Source organism: Nocardia colli, from assembly GCF_008704205.1.
GTDB lineage: Bacteria > Actinomycetota > Actinomycetes > Mycobacteriales > Mycobacteriaceae > Nocardia > Nocardia colli.
Map to the genome: position 1 here is coordinate 173,188 of NZ_VXLC01000021.1, position 15,091 is coordinate 188,278.

Below are 15,091 nucleotides of genomic sequence, written 5' to 3' on the forward strand. Positions count from 1 at the left end.
CGGTATCGCGGTGAGGCGCCGATCTGGCGGATCTGTCTTTGCGGCCCAACGCCGTTGCACGGCGGGGGCTTACGACTTGCCCAGCGGGGAGCGAGAGAATTCAGTTGGAATGGGCTGTATCCGGCTGCACCGGAGGGTATTTCACTCGGCGCGTAACACCGACAGTGCGGCTTGCAAGCCGTTGGGGTCGACGTTCACGCCGGCCAGTTCGAGACCCATCTGCACGCCGGAGAGGGTGCCGGCGAGGGTCAGGTCGTTCAGGTCGCCGAGATGTCCGATCCGGAACACCCGCCCGGACAGCTTGCCGAGACCGGTGCCGAGCGACATGTCGAAGCGGTCCAAGATGATTCGGCGCACCTTGTCCGCGTCGTGCTCCGCGCCGAGCAGCACGGCGGTCAGCGAGCTGGAGTACTCCCGCTCGTTGACGCACAGCACCTCGAGGCCCCAGCCGCGGACGGCCGCCCTGGTGGCGGCGGCGTGCCGGCTGTGCCGGGCGAAGACGTTGCGCAATCCCTCTTCTTCGAGGAGCTGCAACGCTTCGCGGAGGCCGTAGAGGAGGTTGGTGGCGGGGGTGTACGGGTAGAAACCGTGCTCGTTCGCGTCGAGGATCGGCGTCCAGTCCCAGTAGGACTTGGCCAGCCGCGCCGTCGGTGCGAGCGCGAGCGCCTTGTCGCTGATTGCGTTGAAGCCCAAGCCCGGTGGGAGCATGAGACCCTTCTGCGAGCAGCCGACGGTGACGTCGACGCCCCAGTCGTCGTGCCGGTAGTCGATCGAACCCAGCGACGAGATCGTGTCGACCAGCAGCAGCGCGGGATGATCGGCCTCGTCGATGGCGGCCCGGATCTCCGGGATGCGGCTGGTGACGCCGGTCGAGGTCTCGTTGTGCACGACCATGACCGCCGCGATGCCGTGGCCCTTGTCGGCGGCGAGCCGCTCGGCGACGACCGCGGCGTCGACGCCCCGGCGCCAATCCCCGGGCACGAAATCGACGACCAGACCGAGGCGTTGCGCCATGTCGCGCCACAAGCTGGCGAAGTGACCGGTTTCGAAGGCGAGCACGCGATCGCCGGGCGAGAGCGTGTTGACCAGCGCCGCCTCCCACGCGCCGGTGCCGGACGAGGGGTAGATGACGACCGGGCCGCCGGTGCCGAACACCGGTTTCACCCGCTCGCGCAGGTCCAAGGCGAGTTCGGCGAAGTCGGGTCCGCGGTGGTCGATGGTCGGTTGCGCGATGGCACGCAGCACCCGGTCCGGGACGTTGGTCGGGCCGGGGATTTGCAGGAAATGCCGTCCACTGTGAGCGGTCATTACATCGGTTCCATTCCGTGCCGTGATATGGCACACTGTGCCGTGAAAAGGTGCAGCAAGGGTAGGGATGTGTGATGAAGGAGTCAATACCTTGCGAAACGTTCTGAATACGCTCCGCGTGCTGGAGGAGGTCGCGGCGCGACAGCCGATCGGCGTCGGTGAGCTGGCGCGGGTGCTGGAGATGCCGAAGAGTTCGGTGCAGCGCGCGTTGCTGACGCTGGATGAGGCCGGATGGATTCGGCCTGCGTCCGGCGAGGTGACGCGATGGGCGCTGACCACGAAGGCGCTGGCGGTCGGCAGTCGCGCCGGCGGGGATCTCGGGCTGCGCGGAGTCGCCCTGCCGATCATGGAGAACCTGCGGCGGCAGACCGAAGAAACCATCCACCTGACCGTGCCCGAAGACAGCAAAATGGTGCTGATCGAGCGCTTGGAGACCGACAAACCGGTGCGCACCAACATGGCGCTCGGCCACTCGCTCCCCATGCATGCCTCCGCCAACGGGAAAGCGGTTCTCGCGCACAGCAATCCGGAGTTCGTCCGCCAACTCCTCGTCGCCGAATTACCGCGCTACACCGACACGACCGTCACCGACCCGGACGACTTACGTGCCGAACTGGCCGTGATCCGGGAAACGGGCTACGCGGTCAACCGCGGCGAATGGCGCTCCGACGTTGGAGCAGTCGCCGCAGTAGTACTGGGCGAAAACGGCACCCCAGTCGCCAGCCTCAGCGTAAACGTCCCCTTCAGCCGCCTAACCGAAGAAACCGAACCCATATTCGGCGCAGCAGTAAACGCAGCCGCAACCACCCTCACCGCCCGCCTCGGCTAACCAGCCTCGAACCCTTACCCACCACACCCGCACGCCTTCTGACACACGCACGCGTGTCAGGGCGGCGATTCGCTGTGCGGGACATCAGAACTGGTGCGGCTGTTGCTGGGGGCATCAGCCGGCGGGCGGGGTGATCGGCCAAGTTGTGGTCGACGGCGTGCACGCCAATGATTCGTTCCAGCGGTGACTCCACGATCGCTTCTCACCGAACGGGACCACACTGCGGTCGCTAGCGCGTGGATGCTCCGCCAGGTCCCGTTCCAGACACCTCCGTGTGTCGAGCGGGACAGAACCGGAGACGTATCAGCGCCCGAGAGGCGGACGGGGTTGGCGCTCAGTGAGTTGCGTGGTTCAGCGCTGGGTGTGGGGCGGTAGTTGTTTGGGTTAGGTGGTGCTTGGCGATGTGGGTGCCTAGGTGTTTCAGTAGTTCCTCACCCTCGGTGAAACAGCGGTTGATGTCAGGCTCGATTGCTAGTAGTGAATAGGCGGCTTTGAAGCCGGCGGACTGTAATCGGGTTTCGGGCAGTGTGTTTCGGCCACAGACTGCTATCACTGGGATGCCTGCTGTCAGGGCGGCGGTGGCCACGCCGGCGGGGGTTTTGCCGTGCAGGGTTTGTTCGTCGAGGGTGCCTTCGCCGGTTATGACCAGGTCTGTGTCAGTGAGGTGGTTGGCGAAGTCGGCTAAGTTCAGGATCAATTCGATGCCGGGGGCCAATGTGGCGTCGAGTATTGCTACGGCGGCGAAGCCGACTCCTCCGGCGGCGCCGGCTCCGGGGGTCTCTCGGTGGTCGGTGCCGGTGGTTGCGGTGACGACGTCGGCCCAATGGGCTAAAGCACCGTCGAGTGCGGCTATCTGGGTGTCATCCGCGCCCTTCTGAGGGCCATAAACGGTTGCCGCACCGCGTGGTCCGGTGAGGGGGTTATCTACGTCGCAGGCGATGGTGATCTCGACGTCGGCCATTCGGTTGCGTAGGGCCGTCAGGTCGATTGTCGCTATTTCTGCCAAAGCCGCACCGCCGTCGCCGATTTCGCTGCCGTCGGCGTCGAGTAGGCGGGCGCCGAGGGCGCGCGCCAGTCCTGCGCCGCCGTCGGTACCTGCGCTGCCGCCGATGCCGAGCACCACTCGGCGGCAGCCCGCGTCGATGGCTGCGGCGATGACCTCGCCGGTTCCACGGCTGGTTGCCGACATCGGGGCGAATGTGCCGCCGGGTAGGCGGAGCAGGCCGGATACGTCCGCCAGTTCTACGACGGCGAGGTTGTCGCGACGTGCGTAGGTGGTGTCGACCGGTTCTCCGGTCGGGCCAGTGGCGGTCACCGGAATCGCCTCGAAACCGGCTGCCAGGGCGGCGGCGACGGTGCCGTCGCCGCCGTCCGCGACAGGTACGACGGTCACCGACGCATGCGGCAGGACCTGTCGGATACCTGCCGCGACGGCCGCGCCGACCTGGGCGGCGGTCATCGAACCCTTGAACTTGTCGGGTGCGATGAGGACTCTGGTCATTGCGTCCTCAGTCCAGCAGTGCGGTCGCGGTGGGGGCGTCCGCGGCGGTTTGGGCCAGTTCCTCGAATTCGACGATGTTGTCGATTTCCAAGCCCATGGACACGTTCGTGACGCGCTCGAGGATGCATTCCACAACCACCGGGACTCGATGTTCGGCGAGCAGCTTCTTCGCATCCTCCAATGCGGGGCCGATGCCGTCCGGCTCGAAGACTCGAATTGCCTTGCAGCCCAAGCCCTCGACGACCTTGACGTGGTCGACGCCGTAGCCGCCGACCTCGGGGCTGTTGATGTTGTCGAAGTCGAGCTGCACATAATAGTCCATGCTGAACGCTCGTTGGGCCTGACGGATCAGCCCGAGATACGAGTTGTTCACCAGCACATGGATATACGGGATACCGAACTGGGCGCCGACGGCCAATTCCTCGATGAGGAACTGGAAGTCGTAGTCGCCGGACAGCGCGACCACGGTGGAGTCCGGGTCAGCCGTGGCGACGCCGAGCGCCGCGGGCAAGGTCCAGCCCAGCGGACCGGCCTGCCCTGCGTTGATCCAGTGCCGCGGACGGTAGACGTGCAGCATCTGCGCGGCTTGGATCTGCGACAGGCCGATGGTGCTGACGTAGCGAGTGTCCGGACCGAAGGCCCGGTTCATCTCCTCGTAGACCCGCTGCGGTTTGATCGGCACATTGTCGAAGTGAGTCTTGCGCTGACTCAACTGCTTTCGTGCACGCACCTGCCCGGCCCAATCGCTACGGTCGGACAGTTTCCCAGCCGCCGCCAGCTCGCGCGCGGCCTCGATGAACACCCTCAGCGCGGCACCGGCATCGGAGGTGATGCCGAAATCCGGAGCGAAGACCCGCCCGATCTGCGTCGGCTCGATGTCGACATGCACGAAAGTCCGGTCCTTGGTATAAGTCTCGACCCCACCCGTGTGTCGGTTGGCCCATCGATTACCGATGCCGAGAACGAAATCGGACTCCAGCATCGTCGCGTTGCCGTAGGGGTGCGAGGTTTGCAGCCCGACCATGCCCGCATACAGCGGGTGATCGTCGGGGATCGTGCCCCACCCCATCAGCGTCGGCACCACCGGAACGCCGGTCAGCTCAGCGAATTCGACCAACAAGCCCGCAGCGTCAGCGTTGACGATGCCACCGCCCGCCACGATGAGCGGACGCTCGGCCGCGTTCAACATGGCAATAGCCTTCTCCGCCTGCGCCCGAGTCGCAGCGGGCCGATGCACCTGCAACGGCTCGTAAGTGTCGATGTCGAACTCGATTTCGGCGAGCTGCACATCGATCGGCAGATCGATCAGCACCGGCCCCGGCCGGCCCTCACGCATCAGCTGAAACGCCTTCTGAAAGGTGCCCGGCACCTGCGCGGGCTCCAGAACAGTCACCGCCCACTTGGCCACCGGCCCAGCGATAGACGCGATATCGACAGCCTGGAAGTCTTCCTTGTGCAGCTTGGCCACCGGCGCCTGCCCGGTGATGCACAGGATCGGAATGGAATCCGCACTCGCCGAATACAACCCGGTGATCATGTCGGTGCCGGCCGGGCCCGAAGTACCGATGCACACACCGATGTTGCCGGCGGCAGCACGCGTATAACCCTCCGCCATGTGCGAAGCGGCCTCGACGTGCCGGGCCAGCACATGCTTGATCCCGCCATGCGCCCGCATCGCGCTGTAGAACGGATTGATCGCCGCCCCAGGCAGTCCGAACGCCTGTGTCGCGCCTTCCTTTTCGAGAATCAACACCGCGGCGTCCGCGGTACGCATCCGTGCCATCGTCAGTTCTCCTTGTCCGCACGCCCGCTCAGGCGCTCCACCCCGCGCAGCAGGGCACTGTGGTCGAGTCCGCCGTCACCGATCGCCCTGGCGGAGGCCATCAACTGCTCGACCAGCGAACCGATCGGCACCACCACCCCGGCCTCGCGCGCGGCGGCGGTCACGATGCCCATGTCCTTGTGGTGCAGGTCGATTCGGAATCCGGGCTTGAACGAGCGGGACAGCATGTTGCCCTGCTTCTGGTCCAGCACCTTCGAACCGGCCAGGCCGCCGCCGAGCACGCGCAGGGCCGCCTCGGTGTCGACGCCATACGCCTCGAGGAAGATCACGGCCTCGGCGAGCGCCTGCATGTTGGCGGCGACGATCAGCTGGTTGGCCGCCTTGACCGTCTGCCCCGAGCCGCTGGGGCCGACGTGCACAACGGTTTTGCCGACCGCGTCGAAGATCGGTTGCGCCGCTTCGAAGTCCGCGGCGTCACCACCGACCATGATGGACAACGCGGCGTCGACCGCGCCCTTCTCCCCGCCGGACACCGGTGCGTCGAGCATCCGGAAGCCCCGCGCGACAGCCTGTTTCGCGAGCTCGACGGTGACATCGAGCCGGATACTGGAGAAGTCGATGATCAGCGCGCCGGGTTCGGCGCTGTCGAACACGCCCTTCTCGCCGGCCAGCACGGCCTTGACGTCGGGCGAATCGGGCACCATCACGCAGATCACCTCGGCGCGATGCACCGCGTCGGCGATCGAGGTGGCGGCGCGGCCGCCCGCGTCGACGAGCGGTGCGGCTTTGGCGACGGTGCGGTTGTAGGCGGTGACGGTGTGGCCCGCCTTGGCCAGGTGGACGGCCATCGGGCTGCCCATTATGCCCAGGCCGATGAAAGCGATAGTGGTCATCTGTGATCCCTGAAGTCGTTCGTCGACAATGGTTTACGCGGTCGTGCGGCGCTCGCGCGGCAGCCAGTCGAAGCTGTCGGCCGAGGCCACGGACGGTTTGTATTCGAGTCCGACCCAGCCGCGGTATCCGCGGGTCTCGAGTTCGGTGAGCTGACGCTGCAACGGGAGTTCGCCGGTACCGGGCTGATTCCGGCCGGGGCTGTCGGCGATCTGCACGTGTGCGATGCGGGCGGTGTGCTCGGCGATGACCTTGTCCACGTCGTCACCGTTGACCGCGAGGTGGTACAGATCCGCGAGCAATCCCAGATTCGTTGCGCCCGTAGATGTTTGCACGCGATCGAGGACAGCGAGCGCGTCGGCGGCGGTCCGCAGCGGATAGCGATCCGCGCCGCTCACCGGCTCGACCAGCACGACGCCGTCGATGCGGGCGGCGGCTTCGGCTGCGCGCGCGAGGTTTTCGGTCGCCACCTCGTCCTGCTCGACGGCGGTGTTCTCCGCGGTCCGATTCCCGTAGAGCGCGTTGAACGCCCGGCAGCCGAGACGCTCGCCGATACCGATGGTGACGTCGATGTTGTCCCGGAACTCCGCGGAGCGGGCGGGCCAGGACAGCAGCCCACGGTCGCCGCCCGGCATGTCACCGGCGGCAAAGTTCAAGCCCACCAACGACACTCCCGCGTCCTCGACGGCGGCGACGAAGGCATCGACCTCCTTGTCGCCGGGCACCGCGCGGTCGAACGGCCACCAGAACTCCACCGCGTCGAATCCGGCCTGCCGTACCGCCGCCGGACGTTCGAGCAGGGGCAGCTCGGTGAACAGGATCGAGCAGTTGACCTCGTATCGGAGTGAATGACTCATGGATCCCTCCAGATTTAATTCCACAATGCGGAAAAACTATTCTGATATACGGAATAGCTTAAGAGCAGGCTCTGACCTGGTCAAGGAAAGTGCCGGTCGATCACCGCCGGTAGGCTTCCACCATCCGGAAACATGGAGGCAGGCAGTGACCGCAGCGAACGAAACCAAGGGACGCACCGGCGGCGTCCAGTCGATCGAGCGTGCGTTCGGCCTGCTCGAGACCATGGCCGACGAGGGCGGCATGATGGGACTCTCGCAGCTCGCCACCGCCTCCGGCCTGCCGCTGCCCACCATCCACCGCTTGGTCCGCACGCTCGTCGACCTCGGCTACCTGCGGCAGGAACCGTCGCGCCAATACGTCCTCGGCCCGAAGCTGATCAAGCTCGGCGAGAGCTCCGCGCACATGCTGGGCCTGCGCGCCCGCCCGCACCTGGCACGACTCGTCGACGAACTCGGCGAGTCCGCCAACATGGCCATGCTCGACGGCGACCAGATCGTCTACGTCGCCCAGGTCCCGTCCCGCCATTCGATGCGCATGTTCACCGAAGTCGGCCGCCGGGTCCTCCCCCACTGCACCGCGGTAGGCAAAGCCCTGCTCGCCGGCATGCCCGCCGAACGAACCCGAGACCTGTTGCAGCGCAACGGGATGCCCCGCTACACCGAGCACACCATCACCGACCCCGAAGAATTCACCCGCCAACTGGAAACCGCGGCCCGCAACGGCTACGCCATCGACGACGGCGAACAAGAACTAGGCGTCCGCTGCGTAGCCGTCGCCGTCCCCCAAGCGCCCGCTCACCTGGCCATTTCCATCTCCGGCCCGGTAGGCCGCATGTCCGAACAGCTGGTAGACCGGGCCGTCCCGCTCCTCACCGAGGTGAGCCGAGCCCTCTCCACCGATCTCCGCTGAAATCAACCGACCGTCAGGCGGTCTCGCCGGTCATGAGGACGTAGGAGAAGCGGCGGATTCGAGGGAGCCAGGCTTGGAGGGCGGTGAGGTCTTGCAGGTCGACGGTTTCCGAGAGTTTGCTCAGACCTCGGTGGAGTCGATTCCAGTGCGGGAGATGGGGATTCGGGAACGGTCCGACTACCCGGTTGGACCAGGTCGAGTCCGTGCGGCGAGGTTCGAGATCGTGCACGAACTGGGTCCAGGAGGTGTCGGGTGAGCGGTGGGCGATTCCGCCTTCGACGCCGTTGACGGGGTCCGGTGCGGTATCGAGGACGCCGCCGAGCAGGCGGGCGTGCGCGGTGAGCAGGCCGAGCAGCAGGACGACGGCCTGGTATTCGCCGGGGTGGCCGTCGGTGCCGAGGAATCGGGAGGCCTCGGAGAGGTCGCGGGTGGCGCGCACCATGCGGTAGAGGTTGAAGAGGCGTTTGGCTTCGCGTGGGGTTTCGATCAGGAGATCCAGTGAAGTCAGCAGGGCCAGTTCGGGTTCGGTGAGCGGCCTCGGTGGGGCTGGGGTGGCTCGCGGCTGGGTGTCGACCTCGGATCCGGGCTCGATGATGGTGAAACCGCCCTCGTTGTACACGCGGTTCGTGGAATTGGGCAGGAGTTGCCTGCGGGTATTCGCCTGGGCCACTACTTGTTCGGGCGGGGGCGGAATATCGCCGGGATCCTGATCGATCGATCGGAGCAGTCGGCCGAGACTTCCTTCCGACATGGCGGGCAGGGCGAGCGGGATATTGAGGATCTTCTCCAGGTAATCCTCGGGCGTATGCCAGTCATCGGCCATTCCGTCATGCAACAGGTCCGCGTACTGACTGCGCAGCGAACGCAGCAACCACCTCGGGTCGACGCCGACGACGACTACGAACAACTTGAACGCCAGTAGGAGATGGACTGCCTGCAAAACGGCGACAACCTGGTCCGGACGGCAGCGGTCGAGATCATCTATGTACAAAACGATTCGGTCCGCAGGGCATTGGGTACCAGCCCATTCCTCCGGATTCTTGCGCCATTCCTCCATCAACTGAACGAGTTGCGCGAGGTCCTTACGGATTGTCGAAACCAGGCCCAGATTTCCGGAGTAAGAGTTCCCTTGCGCGCGATCGGCGAGGAACGAGTACAACCGTCTGCCGGGCGCTAGCTGTGCCAGCTGCCGGCCGAGCTCGCCGACGTGCGCGACCACGTCGTCGAGTTGGGCCTGGGCGACCCGCTGTTCGGCCTCGGCCGTGCGCAGTTCGGCGAGCTTGTCGGCCAGTTCCTCGACGGCCGAGCCCCGGGTCGCCTGGCTCAACTGGGACTGCACGTCCTCGGTGACCTCGCGCAGATTCCGCAGTCCCGCACGGGTGCGGGCAAGTAGCCCGATCCCCATGCTGCTGAAGACCGCCACCGTGGCGGCGACCGGAGCCACCCACTCGCGGACCACCGGCGCCACCATCGCCACCACCACGCCGGACAACAGCAGCACGACCGCGACCGCCAACGACAAGCGGCCCCAGCGGTCATACGCCCCGCGCCGCAGCTGAGCCGCCTCGGTCAAGGTGCCGTGCAATTGGGCGGTGAACAGCTGCGTCTGTTCCACCTGATCGTCGACGCCCAGCTGACTCCACAGCTGACCGACCCGGCTGCCGAACACCGGCGATGCCCGCAGCGCCGTCATGAGATCGGCTGCCGTGGTTCGTCGTTTGGCGATCGCCCGGTCCACGTCGGCCTGTAGGCGAGCCGCGGTCACCCCGGCCTGCTCCGTCACGAATTCCAGCTGATCTCGCTGGTCGAGCCGCTCGGCCAGTTCGGAGCGGATCTGCTTCGCGTGCTCCTTCGGGTCGAAGGCCGGTCCGGCGAGCTGCCGGAAGATCTCGTCGCCGAGACTCGCCCACAGGTTGGTATCCGCGTAATGCCATGCGTTGAAACCGATTTGCGCGACTTGTTCGCAATATCGAGTGCCGTCCGATCCGGCGAGTATGGTCACTCTGTCGCGCAGCATCGCCATGAAAGTGCTCTTGCCCGAGCCCCATTCGCCGAAGACGCCGATGGACAGCGGCAAAGGTGTTGTCTTGTCGGCGATTACGGTCGCCAGCATGCTGACGTAGGGAGCGAAGCCCAGTTGGTCGCTGGAGAGTGGGAGTCCCTCGTTGGGGTCGACCAGATCGCGGGCGGTTCCGCCGGCCAGCTCCGATCCGCCCTGTTGCAGATAGCGGGTGAACTCCCGGTTGATCAGTTCCTCGTCTTCGGTTGTCCGACACACGAAGACGAGGAAATCCGGGTGCTCGCTCGGCAGCGCCTGCACCGCATCCAGGACGGCGGGCACGAGCACGGCCGCGATGCCGTCCGCGGGTTGGGCCATCGCACCGGTGCCCAGCAACGGGAACCCGAGCGCCCTCGACCCATGCGCCGCGGCGGCGGCGGCGGCGCTCTTGGCAACGAGACGCAAGGAGTCCTCGGTGATTTCGCCGAGGTCACCGACCTGATCCCGCGGAGTGGCCAGGATCGCCCGCTGCAGATGCGTGACAGCACTCGACGAATTCCCCGACAACTCCAGTACGGCCGGAGCATCGGCGCGGATCTCGTCGAATCGAATGGAATCCCAAGCCGCGTCCGGGAATCGGCCTTCCAGTGCCCGCCCCAAGTTTCCGAGACTGCTGCCCAAAGACACCACGATCGTGTCGATCTCCAGGTCCCACGGCCGACTCGTCCGCGCGACCGAACACAGCACATCCCCGATCAGACCGAGCGCGATTCCGGACGGGACCTCTTCAGGCACGTGCAACCCCCTGCCGACCTGCGTTCACTAGGCCGAAAGGGATTGTAGTGCAGTAGACATCGGCAAAGCGGGGAGTTGCGGACTAACCCACGTCCCGCCGCAACCAGGTCACCTCGGCCCCCGATTCGGTCCCGTACCGATAGATCTCCAGATCTTCGTCCCACGGCGTCCCGAGCGCCCGATCGATCTCGGCGGCCAGGTCATAGGTGTTGTACTTCCCGAGTTCCCCCGCGGCCTGCAACATTGCCCGCAACCGCATCTCACCGAGGGTGACATCACCGTTGGCACTCGTGGAACCGTGCCAGAGCCCGAGTCCGGGCACGAAACAATAACGTTCGCCGTCGACTCCCTCGCTGGGATCCTCGGTCACCTCGAACCGCAGCACCGGCCAGGAGCGCAGGGATTGGGCAATCCGCGCGGCGGTGCCGACCGGGCCCAGCCATTCACTGGTTGCGCGCAGTTGGCCGTCGGCGGGTTGGGCGGTCCAGCGCAGCTTGGCGGTCGAGCCGAGTGCGGAGGCGAGCGCCCATTCGACGTGCGGGCACACCGCAGCGGGCGACGAGTGGATGTACACCACACCCGCCGTCACGTCCGCGAACTGACTCGATGCGCGCACTACTAACACCTCCAGCGTCGACGGGGGACGTCTTCCCCAACGAGCCCGTCTGCTGGTGTTGCCTGAGTGTACTGGAGTGCCCGATGTTACGTGTGTTACTTCACCGCCGTGTTGCGTGGGATTGTCGCCTCCGCAATAACGGCATCACTGAGGGGCGGCCAGGCCGCTCTCGCCCAGTCGCCGAAATTCTGGTCGGTCAATACGAGACACGCCAACGACGACGCGGGGTCAACCCACAAAAACGTGCCGGATTGCCCGAAATGACCATACGTTTCCCCCGAATTGGCGCTACCCGTCCAATGCGGAGTCTTCCCGTCCCGAATCTCGAAACCCAGACCCCAGTCATTGGGGCGCTGCGACCCGTAACCGGGCAGCACCCCATTGAGCCCGGGAAATTGGATGGAGGTCGCCTCGGCGTGGGTCTGCGCGGAGATCAACCGCGGGTCCAGCAATTCCGCCGCGAAACGCGTCAGATCGGCGGCGGTGGATCGCCCGGCGTGACCCGCGGGCCCGGCCAGAATCGAACCTTTCATGCCGAGTGGCTCGAACACCGCGTCGTGCAGATATTCGTCGAACGCGATCCCGGTCTGTTCGGTGACAAAACTCGCGAGCACCTCGAATCCGGCGCTGGAGTAGATGCGGCGGGTGCCGGGCGCGGCCTGGATCTCGGTGGTGTCGAAGGCGAGTCCGGAGGTGTGCGCGAGCAGGTGCCGCACGGTCGAGCCGGGCGGGCCGGCGGGCTGATCGAGTTCGACCGCCCCCTCCTCCACCGCGACGAGCACCGCATAGGCCACCAGCGGCTTGGTCACCGACGCCAGCGGGAACACCCGGTCGAGGTCGCCCTCGGTCACCGTCTCCCCGTCCCGGACGACGACCGCCGCCGCGGCGTGCCGAACCGGCCATTCCTTGATCTGCTCGAGTGCGCCCACTCAGCGAGCGTACGAGAAGAACGCCGTTACCATCGAAACACCATGAGTGAACAGCTAACGATCCACGGCGAGGTCGAGTCCGGCTTCGGGCCCGTCGCCGACGCTTTCCGGCGCAACTTCGCCCAGCACGGCGAGATCGGTGCCGCGGTCGCGGTGTACGCGGGCGATCGGGCGGTGGTGGATCTGTGGGCCGGTCACCGCGATCGGCGCCGGACGCTGCCGTGGGAGCGGGACACGATCGTCCCGGTGTTCTCCTCGACGAAGGGGCTGGCGGCGTTCACGGTCGCGTCGGCGGTGTCGAAGGGGCTGCTCGATTACGCGGAGCCGGTGGCGAAGTACTGGCCGGAGTTCGCCGCGCACGGCAAGGGCGCGGTCACCGTGCGGCAGCTGATCGACCATCAGGCCGGACTGTCCGGCCTCGATTCGGTGGTGCGGCTGAGTCAGGTCGCGGATCTGGACGGGCTCGCGCCGATCCTGGCCGCGCAGAAGCCCGCATGGAAGCCGGGCACCCGGCACGGTTATCACGCGATCACCCTGGGTCTCTATCAGGGCGAGCTGCTGCGCCGGGTCGACCCGCAGCACCGCACGCTCGGCCGAATCTTCGCCGAGGACATCGCGAAACCGCTCGGCCTGGATTTCTTCATCGGCCTGCCCGCCGAGCAAGGGCTGGAACGCATCGCCACCATGGCCGCCACCCGCGGCTTGGACGCGCTGCGCTACGAGCGCGACTTCCCGCTGCGCATCGGCGCCGAGATCGCCGCCAAGCGCGGGTTCGCCTATGCCGCCCTGACCAATCCGCGCACCGGCAGTCCCGCGCGGGCGACGCGACGCGAATTCCTCGAGGTGGAGCTGCCCGGCTCCAACGGTGTCGGCAACGCCCGATCGCTGGCCCGCGTCTACGGTGCCGCGGCAGGCCGCACGGGCGTCCTCCCGATCGACGACACCCTGCTCGACCGGCTGGCCGCCGCGGACACCGCCGACGATGTCCCCGCCGGAGATCTGGTGCTGCACATCAAGACTCGCTACCACCTCGGCTTCCGCAAGTCCGGCGGCGAGTTCCGCTTCGGCTCGGACAAGCGCGCCTACGGCACCACCGGACTCGGCGGCTCCTTCGGATTCGCCGACCCCACAACGGGTCTCGGCTTCGGCTACACGATGAACCGCCTCGGCCTTGCCGTCCTGGACGACGTCCGCAGCCGCAACCTCCGCGAAGCCCTGCTCCGCAGCGCGGGCTAATTACTCAGCGCCACACAGAGATCCTCGTACGGTCCCACCAAGGCGAGCTGCTGCCGCACGGTCTGGCCGTTCTTCGACGTGACCCGGACCGACATGAACCCGCGCGAGATGTACCAGTGGTGTTGCGCGGAGGCGGGTAGGTCCGTCCCGTGCATGCCTGCGGCCCAATCCCGGCCGCTCAGGATGAAATCGCTCGGGTCCCGCATCGGATACACCAGGGAGCCGTCACCAGAAATGTCTCGTTCGACGGTCCACACGGTGCCCAGTTTCGTCGCACGCAGCACCAACGCCCCTCTCTCCGTGCCGAATAGCGGCCGCCCCTGCCCGTCATACCAGACGCTTTGAGTCAGATCGCTGCGCATCACGCGCACGCCGCGCACACAATGGCCGGGCGCGCATGAGATCGTCAGCGATTTCGGGCGCACGGAGACGATCGGTGCGCGGCGGGCAGGTGTCGTCGCCGATAACCTGACGCGATGACTGCTACGGGTGGGTGGGCCGTTAGTGCTGAGTGCTTCGACTCGGCGGACGCCGTTATGTTGTGGCGGGCCTACTACACCGAAGTCAGTGACCGGTGGTATCAGGTCCACGAGGGACGTTCGACCGATCCGGCGGAGCTCGAGCGCGAGATCGCGGCGGCCACGGGGGCCGAATTCACGCCGCCTCGTGGCGTATTGCTGGTCGCTCGATATGCGGGTGAACCCGCGGGAACGGCCGGCGTGCGCCTGCTCGACGATACGACGGCGGAACTCAGCCGCGTATTCGTCCTCCCGGCTATGCGCGGAAAAGGCGGGGCGGAACTTCTCGGCACCGCCGCCGAACAGCACGCGCGCACCCTCGGCGCCGCGCGAATCGTCCTCGACACCCGCCGCGACCTGGTCGAGGCCCGGGCCCTGTATGCCCGGCTCGGATACGCGGAGTCGCCACCACACAACGACCAGATGTACGCCGAGTGCTGGTATCAGAAGAAGCTGTGACCGAGCGGCAGTCCTGCTTACACTGACGATGCTCCACCCGCTTCAGCGATTCGAATCACCACTCGAGCACGGAATCGAGGGACCTCGTGGCAGAGCAGCCCACCACCGTCGACACATACATCGCCGCGTTTCCCGAAGACGTGCGCGGCATCCTCGAGGAAATCCGGCACACCATTCAGCGCGCCCTGCCGGAGGCGACCGAGGCGATCAGCTACGACATTCCGACCTTCAAGGTGAACGGCCACAACACCGTCCATTTCGCCGGCTGGAAGAAACACATCAGCGTCTATCCGATCCCGGACGGCGACAAGGCCTTCAATCGCGCCGTGGAACCCTATCGGGCGGGCAAGGGAACGCTGAAGTTCCCGCTGACCAAGCCGATCCCGTACGAGCTCATCGCGCAGATCGCGGCCACCCTCGCCGCCCGCTCCTGAAGGCCCACAACTAATGGGTCTACGCC

The 15,091-nt window shown here is 66.4% G+C and carries 14 protein-coding genes; 5 read left to right on the top strand and 9 right to left on the bottom strand.

Annotated features, from left to right (window positions below; all coding sequences use genetic code 11):
- Positions 1–141: 141 nt before the first annotated feature.
- A complete protein-coding gene (locus tag F3087_RS34675) occupies positions 142–1,308 on the bottom strand; it encodes a pyridoxal-phosphate-dependent aminotransferase family protein (RefSeq protein WP_150406336.1) in 1,167 nt (388 codons plus the stop codon).
- Between the two features lie 91 nt (positions 1,309–1,399).
- On the opposite strand from F3087_RS34675, the gene F3087_RS34680 reads away from it, so the two are divergent.
- Entirely contained in the window at positions 1,400–2,137 is a 738-nt protein-coding gene (locus tag F3087_RS34680) for an IclR family transcriptional regulator (protein ID WP_150406337.1), read from the top strand.
- Positions 2,138–2,471: 334 nt separating this feature from the next.
- On the opposite strand, the gene F3087_RS34685 is transcribed toward F3087_RS34680, so the two are convergent.
- The 4 genes from F3087_RS34685 to F3087_RS34700 are packed head-to-tail and all read right to left on the bottom strand — an operon-like array spanning position 2,472 to position 7,169.
- On the bottom strand, positions 2,472–3,638 hold the full coding sequence (locus F3087_RS34685) for a glycerate kinase (RefSeq protein ID WP_150406338.1): 1,167 nt from the start codon (positions 3,636–3,638) through the stop codon (positions 2,472–2,474).
- Positions 3,639–3,645: 7 nt separating this feature from the next.
- Positions 3,646–5,421, bottom strand: coding sequence for a glyoxylate carboligase (gcl, locus tag F3087_RS34690; RefSeq protein WP_150406339.1), 1,776 nt, complete (start codon positions 5,419–5,421; stop codon positions 3,646–3,648).
- Between the two features lie 2 nt (positions 5,422–5,423).
- The gene (locus F3087_RS34695) at positions 5,424–6,314 is read right to left on the bottom strand and encodes a 2-hydroxy-3-oxopropionate reductase (protein WP_150406340.1); all 891 of its coding nucleotides are present in this window, start codon (positions 6,312–6,314) and stop codon (positions 5,424–5,426) included.
- Positions 6,315–6,347: 33 nt separating this feature from the next.
- Positions 6,348–7,169, bottom strand: coding sequence for a hydroxypyruvate isomerase family protein (locus tag F3087_RS34700; RefSeq protein WP_150406341.1), 822 nt, complete (start codon positions 7,167–7,169; stop codon positions 6,348–6,350).
- 145 nt (positions 7,170–7,314) lie between these two features.
- Here F3087_RS34700 and F3087_RS34705 point away from each other — a divergent pair, with 145 nt between their 5' ends.
- A complete protein-coding gene (locus F3087_RS34705; RefSeq protein ID WP_150406342.1) occupies positions 7,315–8,079 on the top strand; it encodes an IclR family transcriptional regulator in 765 nt (254 codons plus the stop codon).
- Positions 8,080–8,092: 13 nt separating this feature from the next.
- Here F3087_RS34705 and F3087_RS34710 read toward each other — a convergent pair whose 3' ends face one another.
- The 3 genes from F3087_RS34710 to F3087_RS34720 form a co-directional block, all read right to left on the bottom strand.
- Positions 8,093–10,873, bottom strand: coding sequence for a P-loop NTPase fold protein (locus F3087_RS34710; protein ID WP_150406343.1), 2,781 nt, complete (start codon positions 10,871–10,873; stop codon positions 8,093–8,095).
- A gap of 82 nt (positions 10,874–10,955) precedes the next feature.
- Positions 10,956–11,489: a DUF3145 domain-containing protein gene (locus tag F3087_RS34715; RefSeq protein ID WP_150406344.1), complete on the bottom strand. Its 534-nt coding sequence runs from the start codon at positions 11,487–11,489 to the stop codon at positions 10,956–10,958.
- A gap of 95 nt (positions 11,490–11,584) precedes the next feature.
- Positions 11,585–12,418 carry a serine hydrolase domain-containing protein gene (locus F3087_RS34720; protein WP_150406345.1) on the bottom strand — a complete coding sequence of 278 codons (834 nt, stop codon included), beginning with the start codon at positions 12,416–12,418 and terminating at the stop codon, positions 11,585–11,587.
- A 42-nt stretch (positions 12,419–12,460) separates the two neighbouring features.
- Between F3087_RS34720 and F3087_RS34725 the strand changes: the two genes are divergently transcribed.
- Positions 12,461–13,654, top strand: coding sequence for a serine hydrolase domain-containing protein (locus F3087_RS34725; protein WP_150406346.1), 1,194 nt, complete (start codon positions 12,461–12,463; stop codon positions 13,652–13,654).
- Here the strand turns inward: F3087_RS34725 and F3087_RS34730 are convergent.
- On the bottom strand, positions 13,651–13,938 hold the full coding sequence (locus tag F3087_RS34730; RefSeq protein WP_150406347.1) for a hypothetical protein: 288 nt from the start codon (positions 13,936–13,938) through the stop codon (positions 13,651–13,653). The genes F3087_RS34725 and F3087_RS34730 overlap by 4 nt on opposite strands.
- Before the next feature lie 192 nt (positions 13,939–14,130).
- Between F3087_RS34730 and F3087_RS34735 the strand changes: the two genes are divergently transcribed.
- Complete coding sequence (locus F3087_RS34735; RefSeq protein ID WP_150406348.1) at positions 14,131–14,631, top strand: GNAT family N-acetyltransferase; 501 nt, start codon at positions 14,131–14,133, stop codon at positions 14,629–14,631.
- Positions 14,632–14,717: 86 nt separating this feature from the next.
- Positions 14,718–15,065, top strand: a complete 348-nt coding sequence (locus tag F3087_RS34740; protein WP_150406349.1) for an iron chaperone — start codon at positions 14,718–14,720, stop codon at positions 15,063–15,065.
- Positions 15,066–15,091 lie beyond the last annotated feature (26 nt).

Coding starts and splice junctions, on each gene's coding strand:
- F3087_RS34675 (WP_150406336.1), bottom strand. CDS start 1,308: ATGACCGCTCACAGTGGACGGCATTTCCTGCAAATCCCCGGCCCGACC.
- F3087_RS34685 (WP_150406338.1), bottom strand. CDS start 3,638: ATGACCAGAGTCCTCATCGCACCCGACAAGTTCAAGGGTTCGATGACC.
- gcl (WP_150406339.1), bottom strand. CDS start 5,421: ATGGCACGGATGCGTACCGCGGACGCCGCGGTGTTGATTCTCGAAAAG.
- F3087_RS34695 (WP_150406340.1), bottom strand. CDS start 6,314: ATGACCACTATCGCTTTCATCGGCCTGGGCATAATGGGCAGCCCGATG.
- F3087_RS34700 (WP_150406341.1), bottom strand. CDS start 7,169: ATGAGTCATTCACTCCGATACGAGGTCAACTGCTCGATCCTGTTCACC.
- F3087_RS34725 (WP_150406346.1), top strand. CDS start 12,461: ATGAGTGAACAGCTAACGATCCACGGCGAGGTCGAGTCCGGCTTCGGG.
- F3087_RS34735 (WP_150406348.1), top strand. CDS start 14,131: ATGACTGCTACGGGTGGGTGGGCCGTTAGTGCTGAGTGCTTCGACTCG.